This window comes from Arthrobacter sp. Ms25, from assembly GCF_059090365.1.
Genome location: NZ_JBNHFP010000004.1, coordinates 554,324 through 576,430 on the forward strand (window position 1 = coordinate 554,324; position 22,107 = coordinate 576,430).

General features: G+C 66.4%; 22 protein-coding genes. 17 read left to right on the forward strand and 5 right to left on the reverse strand.

What is annotated here, in order from left to right; all coding sequences use genetic code 11:
- The first annotated feature begins 32 nt into the window (after positions 1-32).
- The 8 genes from AC5RT8_RS14120 to murA all read left to right on the forward strand — a co-directional run bounded on the left by AC5RT8_RS14120 (position 33) and on the right by murA (position 7,749).
- Positions 33-581 carry a F0F1 ATP synthase subunit B gene (locus tag AC5RT8_RS14120; RefSeq protein WP_494096324.1) on the forward strand — a complete coding sequence of 183 codons (549 nt, stop codon included), beginning with the start codon at positions 33-35 and terminating at the stop codon, positions 579-581.
- Entirely contained in the window at positions 581-1,396 is an 816-nt protein-coding gene (locus AC5RT8_RS14125) for a F0F1 ATP synthase subunit delta (protein WP_494096325.1), read from the forward strand. The genes AC5RT8_RS14120 and AC5RT8_RS14125 overlap by 1 nt, the downstream gene beginning before the upstream one ends.
- Before the next feature lie 100 nt (positions 1,397-1,496).
- Positions 1,497-3,134: a F0F1 ATP synthase subunit alpha gene (atpA, locus tag AC5RT8_RS14130; RefSeq protein WP_494096326.1), complete on the forward strand. Its 1,638-nt coding sequence runs from the start codon at positions 1,497-1,499 to the stop codon at positions 3,132-3,134.
- Between the two features lie 98 nt (positions 3,135-3,232).
- Positions 3,233-4,126 carry a F0F1 ATP synthase subunit gamma gene (locus tag AC5RT8_RS14135; RefSeq protein ID WP_494096327.1) on the forward strand — a complete coding sequence of 298 codons (894 nt, stop codon included), beginning with the start codon at positions 3,233-3,235 and terminating at the stop codon, positions 4,124-4,126.
- A gap of 77 nt (positions 4,127-4,203) precedes the next feature.
- Positions 4,204-5,667, forward strand: a complete 1,464-nt coding sequence (gene atpD / locus AC5RT8_RS14140) for a F0F1 ATP synthase subunit beta (RefSeq protein ID WP_494096328.1) — start codon at positions 4,204-4,206, stop codon at positions 5,665-5,667.
- A gap of 5 nt (positions 5,668-5,672) precedes the next feature.
- The gene (locus tag AC5RT8_RS14145; RefSeq protein WP_494096329.1) at positions 5,673-5,960 is read left to right on the forward strand and encodes a F0F1 ATP synthase subunit epsilon; all 288 of its coding nucleotides are present in this window, start codon (positions 5,673-5,675) and stop codon (positions 5,958-5,960) included.
- A gap of 9 nt (positions 5,961-5,969) precedes the next feature.
- A complete protein-coding gene (locus AC5RT8_RS14150; protein ID WP_494096330.1) occupies positions 5,970-6,398 on the forward strand; it encodes a DUF2550 domain-containing protein in 429 nt (142 codons plus the stop codon).
- Positions 6,399-6,483: 85 nt separating this feature from the next.
- The gene (murA, locus tag AC5RT8_RS14155; RefSeq protein ID WP_494096331.1) at positions 6,484-7,749 is read left to right on the forward strand and encodes a UDP-N-acetylglucosamine 1-carboxyvinyltransferase; all 1,266 of its coding nucleotides are present in this window, start codon (positions 6,484-6,486) and stop codon (positions 7,747-7,749) included.
- Between the two features lie 83 nt (positions 7,750-7,832).
- Here murA and AC5RT8_RS14160 read toward each other — a convergent pair whose 3' ends face one another.
- Entirely contained in the window at positions 7,833-8,036 is a 204-nt protein-coding gene (locus AC5RT8_RS14160) for a cold-shock protein (protein ID WP_146361532.1), read from the reverse strand.
- A 254-nt stretch (positions 8,037-8,290) separates the two neighbouring features.
- Entirely contained in the window at positions 8,291-8,986 is a 696-nt protein-coding gene (nucS, locus tag AC5RT8_RS14165) for an endonuclease NucS (protein ID WP_494096332.1), read from the reverse strand.
- Positions 8,987-9,026: 40 nt separating this feature from the next.
- Here nucS and AC5RT8_RS14170 point away from each other — a divergent pair, with 40 nt between their 5' ends.
- The gene (locus AC5RT8_RS14170; protein ID WP_494096333.1) at positions 9,027-9,371 is read left to right on the forward strand and encodes an Rv1322 family protein; all 345 of its coding nucleotides are present in this window, start codon (positions 9,027-9,029) and stop codon (positions 9,369-9,371) included.
- Between the two features lie 40 nt (positions 9,372-9,411).
- Here AC5RT8_RS14170 and AC5RT8_RS14175 read toward each other — a convergent pair whose 3' ends face one another.
- Complete coding sequence (locus AC5RT8_RS14175; RefSeq protein WP_494096334.1) at positions 9,412-10,746, reverse strand: AI-2E family transporter; 1,335 nt, start codon at positions 10,744-10,746, stop codon at positions 9,412-9,414.
- A gap of 288 nt (positions 10,747-11,034) precedes the next feature.
- Between AC5RT8_RS14175 and AC5RT8_RS14180 the strand changes: the two genes are divergently transcribed.
- From AC5RT8_RS14180 to AC5RT8_RS14210, 7 genes are all read left to right on the forward strand, one after another.
- Positions 11,035-12,726 carry a DUF8094 domain-containing protein gene (locus AC5RT8_RS14180; protein WP_494096335.1) on the forward strand — a complete coding sequence of 564 codons (1,692 nt, stop codon included), beginning with the start codon at positions 11,035-11,037 and terminating at the stop codon, positions 12,724-12,726.
- Between the two features lie 50 nt (positions 12,727-12,776).
- Entirely contained in the window at positions 12,777-13,742 is a 966-nt protein-coding gene (locus tag AC5RT8_RS14185) for a co-chaperone YbbN (protein WP_494096336.1), read from the forward strand.
- A gap of 15 nt (positions 13,743-13,757) precedes the next feature.
- Entirely contained in the window at positions 13,758-14,879 is a 1,122-nt protein-coding gene (locus AC5RT8_RS14190) for an NADH:flavin oxidoreductase/NADH oxidase (RefSeq protein ID WP_494096337.1), read from the forward strand.
- 115 nt (positions 14,880-14,994) lie between these two features.
- Positions 14,995-15,768 carry an ABC transporter ATP-binding protein gene (locus tag AC5RT8_RS14195; RefSeq protein WP_494096338.1) on the forward strand — a complete coding sequence of 258 codons (774 nt, stop codon included), beginning with the start codon at positions 14,995-14,997 and terminating at the stop codon, positions 15,766-15,768.
- A complete protein-coding gene (locus tag AC5RT8_RS14200; protein ID WP_494096339.1) occupies positions 15,750-17,324 on the forward strand; it encodes a transporter in 1,575 nt (524 codons plus the stop codon). Before AC5RT8_RS14195 ends, AC5RT8_RS14200 begins: the two co-directional genes overlap by 19 nt.
- 24 nt (positions 17,325-17,348) lie before the next feature.
- The gene (locus AC5RT8_RS14205) at positions 17,349-17,657 is read left to right on the forward strand and encodes a DUF3039 domain-containing protein (protein WP_494096340.1); all 309 of its coding nucleotides are present in this window, start codon (positions 17,349-17,351) and stop codon (positions 17,655-17,657) included.
- Between the two features lie 187 nt (positions 17,658-17,844).
- On the forward strand, positions 17,845-19,638 hold the full coding sequence (locus AC5RT8_RS14210; protein WP_494096341.1) for a DEAD/DEAH box helicase: 1,794 nt from the start codon (positions 17,845-17,847) through the stop codon (positions 19,636-19,638).
- An 82-nt stretch (positions 19,639-19,720) separates the two neighbouring features.
- Here the strand turns inward: AC5RT8_RS14210 and AC5RT8_RS14215 are convergent, their stop codons facing one another.
- Both AC5RT8_RS14215 and AC5RT8_RS14220 read right to left on the reverse strand, forming a co-directional pair.
- Positions 19,721-20,338: an isochorismatase family protein gene (locus AC5RT8_RS14215; RefSeq protein ID WP_494096342.1), complete on the reverse strand. Its 618-nt coding sequence runs from the start codon at positions 20,336-20,338 to the stop codon at positions 19,721-19,723.
- 2 nt (positions 20,339-20,340) lie between these two features.
- Positions 20,341-21,660 (reverse strand): nicotinate phosphoribosyltransferase, encoded by a 1,320-nt coding sequence (locus AC5RT8_RS14220; RefSeq protein ID WP_494096343.1) that lies wholly within the window; start codon positions 21,658-21,660, stop codon positions 20,341-20,343.
- Between the two features lie 85 nt (positions 21,661-21,745).
- Between AC5RT8_RS14220 and clpS the strand changes: the two genes are divergently transcribed.
- Positions 21,746-22,054, forward strand: coding sequence for an ATP-dependent Clp protease adapter ClpS (clpS, locus tag AC5RT8_RS14225; protein ID WP_494096344.1), 309 nt, complete (start codon positions 21,746-21,748; stop codon positions 22,052-22,054).
- Positions 22,055-22,107: the final 53 nt, after the last annotated feature.

Sequence of the window (22,107 nt, forward strand, 5' to 3'; positions counted from 1 at the left end):
TTTTCCTAACCAAGTAGATAGGACGGATTGAAATGAACGAGGCACTAATCCTCGCCGCCGAAGAAGGCGCGAATCCTCTGATCCCAAACATCTGGGAGATCCTCGTAACACTGCTTGGCTTCGCCGTGCTGATGTACATCGTCGTCAAGTTCGTCGTCCCGATGTTCGAGAAGACGTATGCAGAGCGTACCGAGGCCATTGAAGGCGGCCTCAAGAAGGCCGAAGCCGCGCAGGCTGAGGCCAGCGCGGCCCTGGATGAATACAAGCAGCAGCTGATCGATGCCCGTACCGAGGCCAACCGGATCCGTGAGGAAGCACGCGCCGAAGGCGCCCAGATCCTCGCAGACCTGAAGGCAAAGGCCGGAGCAGAATCCGCCCGCATCATGGAACAGTCCCACGTTGCCATCGAAGCTGAACGGCAGGCAGCTGTCGTTGCACTCCGCAGCGAAGTGGGCACCCTTGCCACCGAACTGGCCGGCAAGATTGTCGGCGAGTCCCTCGCCGACGACGCACGGGCAGCACGCGTTGTTGACCGTTTCCTTGACGACCTGGAAAACCAGAACGCAGGTGCGGTCCAGTAATGGCAGGTATATCGAGCGAGTCACTGGCCGCGGCGCAGGCGAAGCTGGAAGCCAAGCTTCCCGGCGCGACCCTGTCCCTGGCCGAGGAACTCTTTGGAATTCTGGGCCTGCTGGACAGCGATGCTGGACTGCTGCGCGCCTTGACGGATCCGGCTCGTGAAGCCTCTGCCCGGGCGGCCCTGGTCTCCAAGCTGGTAGGCGGCAAGGTTTCGGCCGACGCCGAGCAGCTGGTTGCTTCCCTGGCGGAGTCCCGGTGGCGCACTTCGCGTGACCTCGGCGACGCCCTGGAAACCCTGGGTGCAACGGTTGTCTCCGCTGTCGCGGAGAACAAGGGACCCGGCCTGGCCGGCCTTGAAACGCTGGAAAGCGATTTGTTCCGCTTCAACCAGGCTGTTGCCGCCAACCATGAGGTACAGCGTGCCCTGCAGGAACCGCAGGCATCGGTTTCCGCACGTGCCGCACTGGCACTGAAGCTGGTGCCGGGCATGGGCGCAGAAGCACGGGTACTGGTTCGGCAGGCAGTAACCGCCCCGCGCGGGCTGCGTCCTGCAGCACTGGTTACCCGCTTCATGGAACTGGTAGCCGGACGCCAGCAGCGGTGGATTGCCGAAGTGCAGTCCAGCCGCCCGCTGACGCAGGAACAGCAAAAGCGTCTGCAGTCCTCTCTCAACGGACTGTATGGCCGCGAGCTGAAGATCAACGTCAACGTGGACCCGGCGATTATCGGCGGCATTCGTGTCACAGTGGGGGATGAAGTAGTTGATTCCACCGTTGCGACGCGCCTGACTGAACTTCGCCGAAAGCTCGCTGTCTAGTCACCTTGACGGCCGGTAACGGCCTTCAGAACATTTGAGAACCAACCACGGTCATCGGCTTTCACGCGATGATCACAACATAGGAGAGCAGGGACTGCAGATGGCCGAATTGACCATCAACGCCGACGACGTCCGTAATGCGTTGAATGAATTCGCGGCGTCCTACGAACCCGGAAACGCAGAGCGCGTTGAAGTTGGCCGCGTAACAACCGCCAGCGACGGCATTGCCCGTGTGGAGGGCCTGCCCTCCGTTATGGCAAACGAGCTGCTTCGGTTCGAGGACGGCACGCTGGGCCTGGCCCAGAACCTTGACACCCGTGAAATCGGTGTCGTTGTACTTGGCGATTTCGCCGGTATCGAAGAAGGCCAGGAAGTTCACCGCACCGGTGAAGTCCTGTCCGTACCCGTGGGCGACGCCTTCCTGGGCCGCGTAGTCGACCCGCTGGGCGAGCCGATGGATGACCTGGGCCCGATCGCCGCTGAAGCACGCCGTGCACTGGAACTCCAGGCACCGGGCGTGACCCAGCGCAAGTCGGTCCACGAACCGCTCCAGACCGGCCTCAAGGCAATCGACGCCATGATCCCGATCGGCCGCGGCCAGCGCCAGCTGATCATTGGTGACCGCAAGACGGGTAAGACCGCCATTGCCGTTGACACCATCCTGAACCAGAAGGCCAACTGGGAGTCCGGCGACGTCCAGAAGCAGGTTCGCTGCATCTACGTGGCCATCGGCCAGAAGGCCTCCACGATCGCTGAAATCAAGCGGACGCTGGAAGACCAGGGCGCCATGGAGTACACCACCATCGTGGCCTCCCCGGCATCCGACCCCGCCGGCTTCAAGTACCTGGCACCGTACGCCGGCTCGGCCATCGGCCAGCACTGGATGTACGGCGGCAAGCACGTCCTGATCATCTTTGATGATCTCTCGAAGCAGGCCGAAGCCTACCGCGCCGTGTCGCTGCTGCTGCGCCGCCCGCCGGGACGCGAAGCCTACCCGGGCGACGTCTTCTACTTGCACTCCCGCCTGCTGGAGCGTTGTGCCAAGCTCTCCGACGAGCTCGGTGCCGGCTCGATGACCGGCCTGCCGATCATCGAAACCAAGGCAAATGACGTCTCGGCCTACATCCCGACCAACGTCATCTCCATCACTGACGGCCAGATCTTCCTGCAGTCGGACCTCTTCAACGCCAACCAGCGCCCCGCCGTCGACGTCGGTATCTCCGTGTCCCGTGTTGGTGGCGCCGCACAGCAGAAGGCCATGAAGAAGGTCTCCGGTACGTTGAAGCTGGAACTGGCCCAGTACCGCGACATGCAGGCATTCGCCATGTTCGCCTCGGACCTGGATGCGGCTTCCCGCCAGCAGCTGACCCGCGGTGCACGCCTGATGGAACTGCTCAAGCAGGGCCAGTACGCGCCGTACCCGGTGGAAGACCAGGTTGTCTCCATCTGGATGGGCACCAACGGCTACCTTGACGACGTTCCCGTCGAAGATGTGCGCCGCTTCGAGTCCGAGTTCCTGGAGCACGTACGCCACTCCTCGTCCGTCATGACCGTCCTGGCCGAGACGAACAAGCTCGAGGATTCCACGGTTGATGAGATGAAGAACCTCATGACCAAGTTCAAGCAGGGTTTCTTCGGCGAAGGTGACGACCGCATGGTCGCCGCCGGCAACGAAGCAACCTCGGCCTTGGACGAGGAAGCCGTTGACCAGGAAAAGATCGTCAAGCAGAAGCGCTAGCGGCTGTGGAGTTCCGCTGCCGGGCCGTGAGCCCGGCAGCGGAGCCCAAGCCATTGCCTTAGCCCCCGGCTTCAACGCCGGGAACTGAAAGGAAGAGTATGGGAGCCCAAATTCGGGTCTACCGCCAGAAGATCGCATCGACCACGTCGATGCAGAAGATCTTCAAGGCGATGGAGCTGATTGCTGCCTCTCGCATTGGAAAGGCACGCACCCGTGTGGCTGCGTCACTGCCTTACTCCAATGCGATCACCCGTGCCGTTTCTGCTGTGGCATCCCAGTCGGAGATCGATCATCCGCTGACCACCGAACCGGAGCAGATCCGGCGCGCAGCCGTGGTCATCATGACCTCCGACCGCGGTCTTGCCGGATCGTACTCCGCCGGTGTCCTCAAGCAGGGCGAAGCACTGAATGAATTGCTCCGTGACGAGGGCAAGGAAGTTAAGACCTACCTTGTTGGACGCAAGGCGCAGGCGTACTACGAGTTCCGCAACCGTTCAGTCGAACGGGTCTGGACCGGCGGTACCGATGCACCCGAGTTCGAAACAGCCCGTGAAATCGGCAAGGCACTCCTCGATGACTTCAACACGGCCTACGAAGACGGCGGCGTGGATGAAATCCACATCGTCTACACGCGCTTCAAGTCCATGGTTATTCAGGAACCTGCGGTCATCCGACTGTTGCCGCTGGAAGTAGTGGAGGAAGACGCTCCGTCCGAGACGGACATCCTGCCTCTCTACGAATACGAGCCCGAACCCGAACAGGTCCTGGACGCACTGCTGCCGCGCTACATCGAGTCGCGCATCTTCGCAGCCATGCTCCAGGCAGCCGCTTCGGAACTCGCGGCCCGCCAGCGCGCCATGAAGGCCGCAGGGGACAACGCCACGGACCTGATCAAGAAGTACACGCGACTTCGCAACAACGCCCGTCAGGCCGAAATTACCCAGGAACTTTCCGAGATCGTAGCCGGTGCGGACGCGCTCAGCGCCTCCTAGCCAACTGCAGCCGAAGATCAGTTCCAACGCATCAAAAACTTAGTCCACACGCCATCTAACTGAGTGAAGTGAGAGAGATGACTGCCCAAACTGTCGAGCACGGATCTGATTCCGTAGCCTCGGGTGCCACCGGCCGTATCGCCCGTGTCATCGGCCCGGTTGTCGACGTCGAATTCCCGGCTGACGCAATCCCCACCATCTACAACGCCCTGACCACCGAGCTGACGCTCGACGGCCAGACCCGCACCATCACGTTCGAGACCTCCCAGCACCTGGGTGACAACCTCGTCCGCGCCATCTCCCTGCAGGCCACCGACGGCCTGGTCCGCGGCGCTGCCGTGGTCGACACCGGCGCACCCATCTCCGTCCCGGTAGGCGACGGCGTCAAGGGCCACATCTTCAACGTCCTGGGCCAGCCCCTGGACGTTCCCGAAGACAAGCTGGAGATCTCCGAGCGCTGGCCGATCCACCGGTCCGCTCCGAACTTCGCGGACCTTGAAGGCTCCACCGAGATGCTGGAAACCGGCATCAAGGTGATCGACCTCCTCACCCCGTACATCAAGGGCGGCAAGATCGGCCTGTTCGGCGGTGCCGGTGTCGGCAAGACCGTGCTGATCCAGGAAATGATCACCCGTGTTGCCCGCAACTTCGGCGGTACCTCGGTATTCGCCGGCGTCGGCGAGCGTACCCGTGAAGGCAACGACCTCTGGGTTGAAATGGAAGAGGCGAACGTCCTGAAGGACACCGCCCTTGTATTCGGCCAGATGGATGAGCCGCCGGGAACGCGCCTGCGCGTGGCACTGTCGGCTCTGACCATGGCGGAGTACTTCCGCGATGTGCAGAACCAGGACGTGCTGCTCTTCATCGACAACATCTTCCGCTTCACGCAGGCAGGTTCCGAGGTTTCCACCCTTCTCGGCCGCATGCCTTCCGCCGTGGGCTACCAGCCGAACCTGGCTGACGAGATGGGTCTGCTGCAGGAGCGCATCACGTCCACCAAGGGCCACTCGATCACGTCCATGCAGGCAATCTACGTGCCTGCAGATGACTACACCGACCCGGCCCCGGCCACCACGTTCGCCCACCTGGACGCGACCACGGAACTTTCCCGTGAAATCGCTTCCCGTGGCCTGTACCCGGCCGTGGATCCGCTGACCTCGACGTCGCGCATCCTCGACCCGCAGTACGTTGGCCAGGCGCACTACGACACGGCCATCCGCGTCAAGCAGATCCTCCAGAAGAACAAGGAACTGCAGGACATCATCGCCATCCTCGGTGTCGACGAGCTCTCCGAAGAAGACAAGATTGTTGTCTCGCGTGCCCGCCGCATCCAGCAGTTCCTCTCCCAGAACACCTACACCGCCAAGCAGTTCACCGGCGTTGAGGGTTCGACGGTTTCCATCAAGGACACCATCGAAGGCTTCCGGGCGATCTGCGACGGCGACGTCGACCACATTGCCGAGCAGGCGTTCTTCAACGTCGGCGGCATGGACGACGTTGAGCGTCAGTGGGCGAAGATCCAAGAGCAGACCGGAAAGTAAGCCACATGGCGAACGAACTCGAAGTTGAAATTGTTGCTGCCGACCACTTCGTGTGGTCGGGAGCGGCAAAGATGGTCAAGGCGCGCACCAGCGACGGCGAGATCGGGATCCTTCCCGGACACTCACCGGTGCTGGCCATCCTGGCAGAGGGCGGACTGGCCATCGAACCGGTGTCCGGTTCCCGCATTGAGGTAAGCGTTGACGGAGGGTTCTTCTCCGTGGACAACAACCGCGTGGTCATCGTGGCCGACAATGCCAAGGTGACCAACGAAGCAAGCGCCGGGATCCGCTGACCCCTTCCGATGGACAGCTCCTATGTGTTCATTGCGTTGGCGGCCCTGCTGGGGCTGCTGGTCCTGACGGTGGTTCTGTTCGGGGTGCGCCGCAGCCAGCTGCAGCGCACCCTGGGGACCTTCGATGCCTCCATCTGCTTCCCCCCTGCGGGGTGGCGGATGGGGGTTTGCCGTTATACGGACACCCATCTGGAATGGCTGCGCCTGGTGTCGCTGAGCCCCCGCCCGCCGTACCGTTTCCTGCGCAGTTCACTGGAAATGGCCGGCTGGCGGGAGCCCACCGAGGCTGAGCGCGCCCGGATCCAGCCCGGCGCCGTCGTCGTTCGGCTGAACTACCAGGGCAGCGAGGTCCTGGTAGCCATGAGCTACGAGGCCTATACGGGACTGTCATCATGGGTGGAAGCCGGCCCGGTGATTGGTATCGGCACCTGGCGGTAGCCGTCTGCAAAAAAAGGCACAGGGACATGTCCCTGTGCCTTTTTTGCTGCCCGGGACGGCGGCCGGCGGCCCCTAGTATGGAGTAATGGAAGACGTCATTGTTGTTAGCGGTCCGTCCAGCCTTCGCGGGACCGTCACAGTCCCGGGGGCGAAGAACAGCGTCCTGAAGCTCATGGCGGCGACCCTGCTTGCGCAGGGCCGCTCGGTCATCACCAACGTGCCCAACATCCAGGATGTGTGGATCATGGCGGAGCTGCTGCGTCGGCTCGGCTGCACGGTGGATTACGACGTCGACGCCGCCACGGTCGCCGTGGACGTCCCGAACGAGCTGGGGCACCAGGCGGACTATGACCTGGTCCGCGCGATGCGTGCCTCCATCTCCGTGCTGGGCCCCCTGGTGGCCCGTTGCCGCCGCGCGGAGGTGGCACTGCCCGGCGGGGACGCCATTGGCTCCCGGGGACTGGACATGCACCGTGCCGGACTGGAACTCATGGGCGCCGAGATCGGCATCGACCACGGCTACCTGGTCGCCTCGGTGCCGGAAGGGCTGCACGGCGCCGGCCACATCCTGGACTTCCCCTCCGTCGGGGCCACCGAAAACCTGATGATGGCTGCGACGCTTGCGCGCGGGCGCACGGTGATCGACAACGCCGCCCGGGAACCGGAGATCACCGACATTGCGCGGATGCTGATCGGCATGGGTGCGAAGATCAGCGGGGTAGGGACCAACACGCTGGTCATCGACGGGGTGCGGGAACTGCATCCCGTGGAGCACCGGGTGGTGCCGGACCGGATCGTGGCCGGCACCTGGGCCTTCGCTGCGGCCATCACCGGCGGCGATATAGAGGTGCGCTCCGCCGATGCGTCCGCCCTGGCGGTGGTGCTGGACAAGCTGGTCCAAGCGGGCTGCGAGGTCAGCACGGGGGAGGACGGCTTCACCGTCAAGGGACCGGCCCGTCCGGAACCGATCAACGTTTCCACGCTGCCCTACCCCGGGTTCCCGACGGACCTGCAGCCCTTCGTGGTGGCCCTCAACGCCGTGTCCACCGGCTCCGGCATGGTGACGGAGAATGTCTTCGAGGCCCGCTGGGGGTTCACCTCCGAACTGGCCCGGCTCGGAGCCGTAGTACGGCTCGACGGGCATCATGCCCTGATCCAGGGGGTTCCGCTGCTCTCCGGCGCCCCCGTGGTGGCCAACGACATCCGGGCAGGTGCGGCCCTGGTCATCGCGGGTCTCGCCGCTGACGGGACCACCGAAGTGCGCGGCGTGGACCATATTGACCGCGGCTATGAGCGGTTCATGGAGAACCTGCGGGCGCTGGGCGCCGGCGTGGTCCGCCGCCGGGGGTAACGGACCCCTGCAAACAAAAGGAAAGCCCCCGGCAAATGCCGGGGGCTTTCCTTTATTTCCTTGCGGAAAGAAAGTGTGGAGCCTTAGAGAGCGGTGACGCCGGTGGCCTGGGGGCCCTTGGCGCCCTGGCCGATCTCGAAGGAAACCCGCTGGTTTTCGTCGAGGGTCTTGAATCCGTTGGTCTGGATTTCGGAGTAGTGGACGAAGACGTCGCCGTCGGAGTCGTCCGGGGTGATGAAGCCGAAGCCCTTTTCAGCGTTGAACCATTTGACGGTACCCTGAGCCATTGTTTTCTCCTCATAAGGGGGAACTTACCTGCACGCTCCGTGCCGGTTATGTTACTGAAGCAAGAAAGCCCAAGTTCTTGCCATTCAGCAGTTCCTTGAGGAGCTTCTCACTCGCAACGGTCTTGCGAGCATGAAAAAACACCTACACAAAGACTTGGTAATAGGGTCGCATAACCCATATGGCTGGTCAATGCCGAAAACGAAATATTGAGGAAGTTTTTTCCACGTGTTTTCAGCGCGCAGGCCCAGGGGAATCAGAACAGCCGGGAATCCCGGTCATCCACGCCGCGCATCGCGTCGTAGTCGAGGGTGAGGCAGGTGATTCCGCGGTCCTCGGCGAGCACGCGTGCCTGCGGTTTGATTTGCTGGGCAGCGAAAATGCCCCGTACCGGTGCCAGCAGCGGGTCGCGGTTGAGCAGCTCCAGGTAGCGGGTCAGCTGCTCCACGCCGTCGATGTCTCCGCGGCGCTTCAGCTCCACGGCCACCGTCGCACCGGAGGCGTCACGGGCGAGGATGTCCACGGGGCCGATGGCGGTCATATACTCCCGGCGGATCAGCGTGTGGCCCTCGCCGAGCCGGTGGATCTGTTCAGCCAGCAGCCGCTGCAGATCCGCTTCGACACCGTCCTTGATCAGGCCGGGATCGGTGCCGAGGTCGTGGGACACGTCGGAGAAACGCTCATAAATGCTGATGATGAGGCGGTCATCGGTCTTGGCGCTCTGCACATTCCAGACTTCGGTGACGCCGGCCTCGGCGTCCGTCTCGTCCGGTGCCACGCTGCGCAGGGTAGCCGGAGGGCTCATCCAGTTCAGCGGTTTGTAGGATCCGCCGTCGGAATGGATCAGGACGGAACCGTCCGCCTTCACCATGAGGAGCCTTACGGCCAGGGGCAGATGGGCACGGAGGCGGCCGACGTAGTCAACGGAGCAGCGGGCTATCACTAAACGCACAGTTGCACTTTACCGGCTGAACTGCGGCAAAATGACTTCTATGCCCCGTTCGAATCATCCCCGCCGCGCGCCCGCCTCCGGAAGCGCCGCAGGCCGGAACGCCCGCCGCAAGTGGGCGTCCGCCCCGCCGGAGCGGGATCTGGAACGTACACGGACCGGTATTCCGATGCGTGAAAGCGGCCCCGACGGCGAGTGGTCGGTGCGGCAAATCACTGCCTCCAAGGCCGCCAAGGACTACCGGTGCCCCGGCTGTGCACAGACTATCCCGCCGGGCACTGCCCACCTCGTGGTGTGGCAGGAGGACTCGCTGCTGGGGCGGCAGAGCGCCGTGGAAGGCCGCCGGCACTGGCATAACCACTGCTGGCGGATCCGCCGCCGCTACTGAGCCCGGACCGCAGGCAGGCGCGGGCCGGTGGACGTCCGGCTCAGTGCACGTCCTGCCGGGCGATAAAGACTTCCTTGAGCAGCAGCAGGATGGCGGCTGCCGTGGGAATGGCGATCAGCGCCCCCAGGACCCCCAGCAGGCTGCCTCCGGCAATCACGGCAATGACGGCGACGGCGCCGGGCACGGCAACGGCCCGCTGCATCACACGCGGCGAGACGAAGTAGGCCTCGAACTGCAGGTAGGCCATATACAGGATCGCGAAGACCACGGCCGTCTGCCAGCCCTCGGTCAGGGCCACCAGGGACACCAGCACCAGGGCGATGGGCGGGCCCACCAACGGAATAAACGCCAGCAACGCGACCAGGAACGCCAGCAATACCGAGAACGGCACCCCGGTGATGGTCATGACGATGAAGGCGTAGGTGGCGTCCAGCAACGCGACCAGGCCCTGGCCGATCACGTAGTTTCCGACGCTGCCGGTGATTTCCTCCGACAGGGCCTCGACGCGGCGGCGGCGGCTGCGCGGCGCGAGCCGGTAGGCCCATTTCTTCATCGACGGCAGCGACGCCAGGAAGTACAGGGTCAGGACCAGGATGATCAGGGCGCCGAACAGGCCGTTGGCGATCACCGTACCCACACTGAGCACCCCGCCGAAGATGCCCCCGACGGCAGAGCTGTCCGAGAAGAAGCGGCCCGCTTCTTCCTCGATGCGGTCGCGGACCTGGAACTGCTTGTCGATGTTGACGAAGAAGTCCGAAGCGAGGAAATCGTTGACGTAGCCCGGGGCCCTGGCAATGATTTCGGTCGTTTGGCTCACGATGGTGGGGATCAGCGTGGCAAAGAAAGCCGTGACGACCCCGGCCAGCACCAGCACCGTGACGGCAATCCCGGCGGGGCGGGGGAGCCCGCGCGCAGCCAGCCAGCGGACCACCGGGTCCAGCCCCAGCGCAATGAACAGGGCGGCGCCGATCCAGACGAGCAGTTCACCGACGTTGGTGATGACGAAGAAGAGGAGCAGGGCCAGGCCCACGCCGACGGTGAGCATGAAACCGAAATAGATGGGGTGGGCACGCAGGCTCCCCGGGTCGGCCTCCTGCCCGCCGCCGCTGACACTCAGGCGTTCGTCGGGAAGACGCACGTCGTCGTCGACGGTGATTTCCGGTCCGGCCGGATCCTCGGGCGGGAATTCGAACCGCGGCCGCGGCCGGGCGCCGGGAACCCCGTGGCGCAGGCTGTAGCGCACGCGGTCGGCTGCCGTGGAAAGGAACCCCGGCAGCGGGGCGCGGCCCGCTGCGGGGTTCGGTTTATCCGCAGGGTTTCCATCCGCCGGGCCGGGGAGCGGCGCGTGGACGGGTACGTCCTCGTTTTCGCTCATTCGCGCGTTTCTCCTCTGCCTTCCGGGCTCCTGGTACGAACCGAAACCTTACCAGCCGGGCAGGCGGCAGGTCCCGGTTTTCCGGTGCCTGCCTGCGCCGGGAAATGCCGGTGACGGAAGTCGAATGGGTGCTCTGAACGGATTTCGTTACCATTGGGTTATCAAGTGCCAGGACATTTTTGACCCGCTGTGATTTCACCGCCGCATTCCGGAGCTTCGTTCCTGCCTGCCGGGACGGGAATTCGCCGCACTGCCATGTCATGTGCCCAGACTGAAGATAGGTAAGTTGTGCGAAACAAATTTGCAGTTCCGCTGATCGTCCTCGGGGTGCTGCTGATGCTGATAGGCATTGGCCAGCGCACGTTCTGGGCACCTCCGGAGACCGAATCGGTCTCGACGGCGTCCGCCGGCAGCGGGGATGAGGCTTCGGTCACCGTCCTGGAACCGGAACTGCTGGCCGATTATCCGGACGGCGTGGATATCACTGTCCGTTCGGAGGAACCCTTCACCCTGGCGGTTGGCCGTGCCAACGACGTCCAGGCGTGGGTGGCCGACGCCGCCGCCACCCGGCTGGGTCCCGGTGACGGAAGCCAGGGCCTGACTGTCGGCACGGACAAGACCGGAAAGACCGCTCCGGATCCCGCCGGCTCCGACCTTTGGGTGATTGAGGAGTCCGGCGAAGGCGAGCTGTCCTATACGTGGGAAGCCCCCGACGAGGGCGAGTGGCGCATCCTGCTCGCGGCGGACGGAACCGCTCCCGCCCCCTCCGATGTCACCCTTACCTGGGAAAACGATGCCACGCGTCCCTTCGCGGTTCCGCTGATCGTCGCCGGTGCCCTGCTGGCCGTTCTCGGCCTGGCGCTGGCCTTCCTGCGCAGCGGTTCGGACGGACCGCGCCGCAGCCGGCGCAGCAGTGCTGCACCCGACAACGCGCCGGCAGGCAAGGAACCGACGGTTTCGGGAACGACGTCGGCATTCACGGCAGCCGCAGCTGGCCGCCGCCGGCCGGCGTTCCTGGCCGCTGCCGCCGCAGCCATGCTGGTGGCTGGTTCCGCACCCGCCGTGGCCGGAGAATCCGACGCTGCCGGCAGCCGTCCGGTGATCCTGGATTCCCAGCTCAGCCGCATCCTGGATTCCGTGGCAGGAACTGTCCAGGCCGGCGACGCCGCCAAGGACGCCTCGCTGTTGGCGCCGCGTGTCAGCGGCGCCGCTTACGCGATGCGCGAAGCGAACTACGCAGTGGCGGCGAAGTCCGCCGACCACGAGGCTCCGGTGCCTGTTGCCGCCCAAACGCTGCGGACCCAGTCGGTCGGCACGGCGGCTGACTGGCCCCGCACCGTCGTTGCCGTCACCCAGGGCGAGGACAACCCGGTGCCGCAGGCACTGCTGCTGGTCCAGGACTCGGCCCGGGACAACTACAAGCTGGTGTCCGCCGTGCAGATGCTGCCGGCCAGCACCTTCCCGCAGCCTCCCGCGGCCGACGCCGGGGCAGACCAGATCCCGGCGGATTCGGACAACGGGCTGGCGATGTCGCCGGAGGCCGCGGTTGCCGCCCTGGCCGACTCCCTGACCACCCCGGAGGGCGCGAACAAGGACACCTTTGCCGGCAACCGGTTCAGTGAAGACGTGGTCAAGTTCCAGCAGCAGGTGCAGAGCGACCCGAAGAACGAATTCGCCTCCAACACCTTTGCCCACTCGGCGGACCCGAACGGAACGTATGCCCTGCGGACCGACGACGGCGGTGCCATCGTGTTCGGCTACCTGTCCAACACGTTCACAAGCACGCCCAAGGAAGCAGGGGATTCGGTCAACCTCGAAGGCACGGTCTACCAGGCGCTGACCGGGCGGCCGAACACCGACAAGGGCATCGACGTCACCCACGGTGAAGCCGTGATGCTCTACGTACCGGCCTCCGGCAGCAGCGGCCAGGCGCTGGTGGTGGGTGCAGCCCAGGAACTGCTCTCCGCAAAGCTCAAGTAGGCAGGGTGCGGGCTTGCCGGTGGACGGGCGCGGCGTAATAAGGTGAAGAAATGACCACACCGAACCACCGCCCGTCCCCGGCGGCCCCCTCCTCCATGAACCTGCGGGGTGCCGTCGACCTCTCCGCCCTCAAGGCCCGCTCCGCCGCCCCTGCGGCACCGTCCGCCGGCTCCACAGGTCCGGCCGCGGCCGCGCCCGGGCCGTCACCTTTCGTGGTGCAGGTCTCGGAACAGACCTTCCCGCAGGTGGTCCAGCTGTCGGCCGAAGTCCCCGTGGTCATTGACCTGTATTCGGATGCCAGCCCAGACTCGCAGCAGGTCTCCGCCATCCTGGCCGCCATCGCGGTGGAGCAGAATGGGCGGATGCTGCTGGCCCGCGTGGATGCGCAGGCCTACCCGCAGATCGCCCAGGCCTTCTCTGCAGTGGCCGTCCCCACCGTCGCCGCAGTAATCAAGGGCCAGCCCGTGCCGCTGCTGGACCGGCTGCTGCCCGAGGAGCAGATCCGCGCCCTGATCGGTGAACTGATGCAGGTGGCCGCTGCCAACGGCGTCAACGGTTCCCTCGAGGGCGGAACGGAGCAGGCACCGGCGGAGGAAGCCCCGCTGCCGCCGCTGCACCAGGAAGCCTTTGACGCCATCAACGCCGAGGACTACGACACCGCCGCCGCGGCCTACCGCAGGGCGCTGGCCGAGATGCCGGCGGACGCGGAAGCGAAGGCCGGACTGGCCCAGGTGGAACTCATGTCCCGGCTGCGCGGCGCGGACGCGGATGAGGTCCGCCGGGCCGGCGCCGAAGAACCCGACAACGTGCAGGCGCAGCTTGCCGTGGCCGATCTGGACATTGCCGGCGGCCACGTCGAGGACGCCTTCCGCCGCATCACCGGCCTGATCGGCAGGGTGCACGGCGAGGACCGTGAAACGGCGCGGCTGCGGCTGCTGGACCTGTTTGAAGTGGTCGGCGTAGCCGATCCCCGGGTCACCAAGGCCCGCTCCGCCCTCGCCCGGGCACTTTTCTAGGACGGCCGGAACGTTATGGACGCCTCCTCCCTCTTTGATCCCTTCACCCTGCGGGGCCTGGAGCTGACGCACCGCGGCTGGGTTGCCGCCATGTGCCAGTACAGTGCGGATGCCGCCGATCCCGCCGACCCCGGCAACGCGCCCGGCGTGCCCAACGACTGGCACCTGATGCATCTGGGCTCCTTTGCAGCCGGCGGCGCAGCCCTGATCATCACCGAGGCCACCGCGGTGAATCCGGCAGGCCGGATCAGCCCGCAGGACACCGGTATCTGGAATGACCGGCAGGCTGAGGCCTGGCAGCGCATCACCGGTTTCGTCCACCGGCACGGCGCCGTGGACGCCCGTATCGGCATCCAGCTCGCGCACGCTGGACGCAAGGCCTCCACGTATCCCCCCTTCGCTGCCGAGCGCGGCAGCGTGCCTTTGGACCAGGGCGGCTGGCAGACCGTTGGTCCCACGGCGGAGCCGTTCGGCACCTACGCGGCCCCGACCGAGCTGGATGAGGCGGGGATCCGGCAGGTCATCCGCGACTTCGCCGACGCCGCGGTGCGTTCGGTGGATGCCGGTTTCGACACCATCGAAATCCACGGCGCGCACGGCTACCTGCTGCATCAGTTCCTCAGCCCCCTGGTCAACACCCGAACCGACGGCTGGGGCGGGGATGAAGCCGGGAGGAACCGGTTGACCCTGGAGGTGATCGACGCGGTACGGGCAGTGATTCCCGATTCGATGCCGCTGTTGCTGCGCATCTCCGCCACGGACTGGATGCCCGGGGGAGTGGACGCGGAATCCTCGGTGGTCCTGGCACGCGCTGCCCGGGAGCACGGAGTGGACCTGGTGGATGTCTCCACGGGCGGCGCCGTCCCCGGTGCTTCGATTACGGTCGGCCCGAACTACCAGGTGGAATATGCCGAAGCGGTCCGCCGCGGCGCGTCCGTGCCCACGGCCGCCGTCGGACTCATCGATTCCGGTACCCAGGCTGAGGAAATCCTGCAGGCGGGTTCCGCGGATGCCGTCCTGGTGGCCCGTGCCGCGCTCAGGGACCCGCACTGGTGGATGCGTGCGGCTGCGGAGCTGGACGCCAAGCTGCCCTGGGTGCCGCAGTACGAGCGGGCCGCGCGCAGCGGTACGTTCTAGGACGCTCCCGGTCCCTGCTCCTGGTCCCCGCGGCGGAGTCCCGCGGGGACCAGGAGCCGGAAATCCGGTCCCTTTGGCCGAGGACACCTCCGTCCGGGGTAGCTAGGCTTGGTCCATGACCTCGACACCGGATCCCGTTCCGGCCCTCGCGCTCCGGGGGCTGGCCAAGAACTTCGGCCGCAAGACGGCCGTCAACGGCATCAGCCTCGACGTGCCGCAGGGCTCGTTCTATGGCCTGGTAGGCCCTAACGGAGCCGGCAAGACCACGCTGCTCTCGCTGGCCACCGGGCTGCTGCGTCCGGATGTGGGCACCGCACTGGTGCACGGCACCGATGTCTGGTCCAGGCCTCTGGAAGCCAAGCGGCTGATGGGGATCCTGCCGGACGGTGTCCGGCTCTTTGACCGGCTGACCGGGGAACAGCTGGTGACGTATGCCGGGCTGCTGCGCGGGATGGACCGGGAGACGGTGGCCTCGCGGACGAAGGACCTGCTGGCCGCCATGGACCTCAGCGCCGACGCCGGCACTTTGGTGGTGGACTACTCCGCCGGCATGACCAAGAAGATCGCCCTGGCCTCCGCATTGATCCACGCACCGCGCCTCCTGGTCCTGGACGAGCCGTTCGAAGCGGTTGATCCCGTCTCCGCAGCGAATATCCGGGACATTCTCACCGACTATGTCGGCGCCGGCGGCACCGTGATTGTTTCCAGCCACGTCATGGACCTGGTGCAGCGGATGTGTGACCACGTTGCCGTCGTGGCCGGCGGAAACCTGCTGGCTGCGGGAACGCTGGACGAGGTCCGCGGCACCACCAGCCTGGAGGACCGCTTCGTTTCGCTGGTGGGCGGCCGCACCCATGCAGAGGGGCTGGAATGGTTGCGCACCTTCTGAGGCTGAAGCTCCTGCTGCTGCGCAATTCCCTGAAGCGCAGCCCCTGGCAGCTGGTCGGCATCATCCTGGGCGTGCTGTACGCCCTCGGCCTGCTGGTGCTGCTTCTGGGCGCGCTGTACGTTGTCGGTGCCGATCCTGCACTCGCCCGGACGGCGGTGGTGCTGGCCGGCTCGGCAACGGTCCTGGGCTGGGCGCTGATCCCGGTGGCGTTTTCCGGGGTGGACCTGACCCTGGACCCGGCCCGCTTCGCCACCTACGCCGTTCCGGTTCCGCAGCTGCTCACCGGCCTGGCCGTGGGCGGACTGATCGGCATTCCGGGCGCAACCACGCTGCTGGCCGTACTGGCCCAGGCCCTGAGCTGGTACCGGGTGCCGGCGGCGCTGGCAGCAGCGCTCCTGCTCTCGGGCGTGGCGGTCTTCACCTGCATTACCGCCTCCCGCGTCACCGTGGCCGCAGCGGTCTCCCTGACCGGATCCCGCCGGTTCCGTGAGGCAACGGGGCTGCTGCTGGTCATTCCGCTGGTCCTGCTGGGGCCGATCATCAGTGCCCTGGGCGAGGGCATCAGCGCCGGCGGAGCATTCCTTCCCCGCCTCGCGGAGGGGTTGTCCTGGACGCCCCTGGGCTCGGTGTGGGCCGTTCCGGGCGACATTGCCGCCGGCAGCTACGGTACTGCGGCGGCCAAGGCCCTGATCAGCGTGCTTTTCCTGGCCGTGCTGGTGGCGGCCTGGCGGGCGCTGCTGCTGCGGGCGCTGGTGCGTCCGCCCCAGGCCGCCGCGCCGCGCAGCGCCGCCGGGCCGGGACTGTTCGCCCGTTTCCCGGCCACCCCCACGGGTGCGGTGGCCGCCAGGGCGCTGATCTACTGGCTGCGGGATCCGCGCTACAGCGCCTCGCTGCTCATCATTCCGCTGCTGGCCGTGGTGCTGATCTTCGCCGGGAACAACTCGGAGGCCGGCGGCGGGCTGCTGGTCACCCTTGTGCTCGGCCCGCTGGTCGGGTTCCTGATGGGATTCTCGCTGCACGCCGACGTGTCCTACGACAACACGGCGTTCGCGCTGCATCTGGCCACCGGGGTGAGCGGGCGTGCGGACCGGGCCGGACGGGCCCTCGGGTGCGCCGTCTTCGCCGTCCCGGCGGTGCTGGCGGCATCAGTGCTCCCGGCCGTCCTGACCGGAAACGCCGTGATGGCCGTGCCGGTCCTGGGCGTCGGCCTGGGCGCCCTGCTGGTGGGACTGGGCCTGTCCAGCGCGGTGTCGGCCCGCTACACGTACAACGTCCCGCTGCCGGGGGAGAACGCGTTCAAGACCCCGCCCGGCTCCACCGGCCGGGCCCTGCTCGTGCAGGGCGCCTTCAGCCTGGTGGCCTTCGTCCTGCTGCTGCCCGTGCTCGTTCCCGGAGTGCTCGCCGTCGTCCTGGAAAGCACTCTCTGGGCAGTTGTGACACTGCTCGCGGGACTGGTCCTGGGGACGGCGGTGCTGATCCTCGGGATCCGGCTGGGCGGACGGTGGCTGGACGCGCGCGGGCCGGAACTGCTGCAGCAGGTCTCCGTCAACAAATAGTCGGCGGGTACTAAGATGGAACCCATGAGCCTGCCTCCCGATCCTTTCGAAAACGATCCCCGCCGCCTGGATGACAACGGTACGTCCACGGCCACTATCGAGCGCGAAGAACTGCGCGAAGAGCTGGAACCCGGCGACAGTGAGCGCTTTGCCCACTACGTGCGCAAGGAAAAGATCATGGAATCGGCGCTGTCGGGCGAACCCGTCATCGCCCTCTGCGGCAAGGTCTGGACCCCCGGGCGGGACCCGAAAAAGTTCCCCGTCTGCCCCACCTGCAAGGAAATCTATGACGGCCTGCGCCCCGAAGGCGACAGCCCCAAGGGTAAGAAGTAGCCTGTCCTGTCCGGCCGTTTCCTGCCTGCTCCGTTTCCCAGCCTTCCGTGGTGAAGGCAGTTAGTCCTGATGCCTGCATGACCTACGTGTTAACGCCTGCGCCCGTGTGCAGCCGCTCAGCGCTGCGCCCGTCCGGTGCCCGCACGGCAACAACCAATCGAGAAGTGAGAAAGGTTGCGTTTACCGCGTGAGTTCCGAAACCCTGTTCGGCGCCGGTGCGTCCCTGCCGCCCGCCTACCCCGAGCGTGCCGCCTGGGGCACCGCCCCGAAGCTGCGCCAGTGGCAGGCGGAGGCCCTGGAGAAGTACTTCGCATCGAACTCCAGCGACTTCCTGGCCGTCGCCACCCCCGGCGCCGGTAAAACCACCTTCGCCCTGCGCGTGGCCAACGAACTGGTGGAACGCGGAATCGTCAACCGCATCACCGTCGTCGCCCCGACGGACCATCTGAAGCGGCAGTGGGCCGACGCCGCCGCCAAGGTGGGACTGGCCATCGATCCGAACTTCAAGAACGCCGACGGCCGGCACGGCCACGGGTTCATCGGCGTGGCCGTCACCTACGCCCAGGTGGCGTCCAAACCGATGCTGCACCGCGCCAAGACCGAGGCTGCCCGCACGCTGGTGATCCTGGACGAGATCCACCACGGCGGCGACGCGCTGTCCTGGGGCGACGGCATCCGCGAAGCCTTCGAGCCTGCGGTGAAGCGGCTGTCCCTGACCGGTACGCCGTTCCGCTCGGATACGGCCGCCATACCGTTCGTGGAGTACGCCGAAGACGGGGACGGCATCCGCCGGTCCAAGGCCGACTACACCTACGGCTACGGCCAGGCCCTCAAGGACCATGTGGTCCGCCCGGTGATGTTCATGGCCTATTCCGGGCAGATGCGCTGGCGGACGAGCGCCGGCGACGAAATGGCTGCGTCGCTGGGCGAGGCCGCGGTGACCAAGGACATTACGGCGCAGGCGTGGCGTACCGCCCTGAACCCCACCGGGGAATGGATTCCAGCGGTGCTGGCCGCCGCGGACCGCCGCCTCACCGAGGTGCGCCGGTCCGTGCCCGACGCCGGCGGGCTGGTGATCGCCACCGACCACGACGACGCCCGCGCGTACGCAGGCTGGCTGAAGAAGATCATGGGCGAGTCTCCCACCGTGATCCTTTCGGACGATGCGAAGGCTTCCGAAAAGATCGAGGAGTTCTCCGCCGGCACCCAGCGCTGGATGGTGGCCGTGCGGATGGTGTCCGAAGGCGTGGACGTCCCGCGCCTCGCGGTCGGCGTATACGCCACCTCCACCGCCACCCCGCTGTTCTTCGCACAGGCCGTGGGCCGTTTCGTCCGTGCCCGCAAGCGCGGCGAGACCGCATCGGTGTTCCTGCCCTCCGTGCCGACCCTGATGGCGCTGGCCAACGAGATGGAAGTGGAACGCGACCACGCCCTGGACCGCCCGGACAACCATCTGGAGGAAGAGGGCTTCGGCCTCGAGGACAGCCTGATGGAGGCGGCGAACCGCGAGGAAAAGGCCTCCGGCGAGCTCACCAAGCAGAAATTCGAGGCCCTGGAATCCCAGGCATCCTTCGACCGGGTATTGTTCGACGGCGGCGAGTTCGGCACCGGCGGCGCGCTGGGCAGTGAGGAGGAGCAGGATTTCCTCGGCATCCCGGGCCTGCTGGACGCGGACCAGATGAGCACGCTGCTGCGCCAGCGCCAGCATGAGCAGCTGTCCCGCCGCGGCCGCCGCTCAGGTGCCGCTGCGGAGGTTCCTGCGGAGGCCCCCGAAGTGGTGGACCACCGCCGGCTGACCGAGCTGCGCGGCGAGCTGGCAAAGAACGTCTCGGCGTGGTCCGCCCGCTCGGGCATGCCGCACGGCGTCGTGCACAGCGAGCTGCGCCGGATCTGCGGCGGTCCGCCCGTGGCCCAGGCCAACGAGGAGCAGCTCAACAAGCGGCTGAAGAAGCTGCAGGACTGGTTCATCGGCCGTAAGTAGGCGGCGCCGGCCGCAGGGAACGGCAGAGGGCCAGCCGCTTCAAACGGCCGGCCCTCCCTTTGGGTCCCTGTCCGGGTCCGGGCTACAGGTCGATGATTTCCACGCCGGCGTCTTCAAGTTCCGCCCAGGCGGCGAGCGTGGTCTCCCGCTTGATGCCGCGGCACAGCTCCGGAATCACCGCAGTGGTGTAGCCGGCGGCCACGGCGTCCAGCGCGGTGGCGCGGACGCAGTAGTCCGCGGCCAGGCCCAGCACCACCACCTCGTCCACGTCGTTATCCCGCAGCCAGTCATCCAGGCTGAGCGTCTCGGCGTCGGCGTCGGGCTCCGCCTCCGGTTCGCCCAGGGGCACCTCGACGTCGGGGGCCAGGACACCCTCGAACCCGGAATAGGCGGCTTCGTACTGTCCTTTGCGGAAGAAGGCGTCCACCAGCTCGGTGTCCAGGTCCGCGTGCAGCTGGGCGCCGGCAGTGCCCGCCACGCAGTGCCGCGGCCACGAGTCCACGAAGTCCGGTGTCTCGGAGAAATGCGCACCGGGATCGATGTGCCAGTCCTGGGTTGCCGCCACCAGGTCGTACCGGCCGGCGGAACTCTCCACATAGTCGGTGATGTCACCGGCGAGGGCGGCCCCGCCGGCCACCGCCAGCGAGCCGCCTTCGCAGAAGTCGTTCTGCACATCGACAATAATCAGGGCGCGGGCCATGGTTACTCCTCGTATTCGGTGGGGATGGCCGGTTCGCCGCGCTGCAGGCGGTTCACCGAGGTGGGAAGTTCTGCGAGGGAGGCAGCGTGCCGCCGTGCTGCACGCTCCACCGCCCCGGGGCCGGTCCAGCCGGGCAGGATCTCGCCGTCGGCCACGAATTGGTGCAGCAGCGTGCGGTCGTCGCCGTCGTTCCCGGGGGCGTGGCCGATGCCGATCACCTCGGCCGTCGCGGTGCCCTGTTCATTCAGGCGCCGCAGCGCGTACTTCCGCCCGCCGAGCGACACCTTGTTCTTCGCGGCCTTGGCGACGGAGACGAACTCGTGGTCCTCTCCCTCGCGGCTGACCAGCTTGTAGACCATGCCGGCGGTGGGGGCACCGGATCCGGTGACCAGGGACGTGCCGACGCCGTAGGCATCCACGGGGGCCGAGGCGAGCGCCGCGATGGCGTACTCGTCCAGGTCGGAGGTGACCATGATGCGGGTCTCGGTGTTGCCCAGTTCGTCGAGCAGGTCGCGGACCCAGCGCGCCTGCGCCACCAGGTCGCCGGAATCCAGCCGCACGCCGCCCAGCGACGGCCCGGCGACTTCTACGGCAGTACGGACCCCCTGCTCAACGTCGTAGGTGTCCACGAGCAGGGAGGTTCCCGTCCCGAGCGCCGCGGTCTGTGCGGTGAAGGCTTCCTTTTCGGAGTCGTGCAGCAGGGTGAAGGAGTGGGCGGCGGTGCCCACCGTCTTCAGGCCGTAGCGCCGGCCCGCCTCGAGGTTGGAGGTGCTGGCAAACCCGGCAATCACCGCGGCACGGGCGGCGGCCACGGCGGCCTCCTCATGGGTGCGGCGGGATCCCATTTCAATGCAGGGCCGGCCGTCGGCCGCGCTGGTCATGCGGGAGGCCGCGGAGGCAATGGCGCTGTCATGGTTGAGCATGGACAGGATCATGGTTTCGAGGATGCACGCCTCGGCGAACGTGGACTCGACAATCAGCAGCGGAGACTGGGGGAAATACGCCTCGCCCTCGGCATAACCGTAGATGTTGCCGGAGAACCGGAAGTCGGCCAGCCAGGCGAGGGTACCTTCATCCACCACATTGGCGGCCGCCAGGAAGTCCAGCTGCGGCTGTTCAAAGCGGAAGTTCTCCAGGGCTTCGAGGATGCGGCCGGTTCCGGCGGTCACGCCGTAGCGGCGGCCGTCCGGCAGACGCCGGGCGAAGACTTCGAACACGGACCGGCGGGAGGCCGTACCCGCGTGGAGTGCGGCCTGGAGCATGGTCAGCTCGTAGTGGTCCGTATACAGAGCGGAATTCGGGGAGGAGACGGGACTGTTCACAGGCAAAACTCTAACCCGCTTATCCCGATTGGCTAGACGGTGGCCGGCGCAGGTCGGCAACGGATTCCTCACTACAATTGAACCCATGGCTACCAGCACTGCGACCGGAACGGACACCCTGACACGTGAGGAGACCGAAAGCCTCACAGCCGCGGACATCCCCTGGGTCGTGATTGTCTGGAATGACCCGGTGAATCTGATGAGCTACGTCAGCTACGTCTTCCAGAGCTATTTCGGCTACTCGGAGTCCAAATCCCACCGCCTGATGCTGGAGGTGCACCAGGCCGGGAAATCCGTAGTGGCCACGGGCTCACGCGAATCCGCGGAACGCGATACCCTCGCGATGCATTCCTTCGGACTCTGGGCCACCTTCCAGAAAGCGGACGCGGCCTAGCTCCGCCGGTTCCCCGCACCTGCCCCCTAACGCCTCCCCAACGACCCAGAACA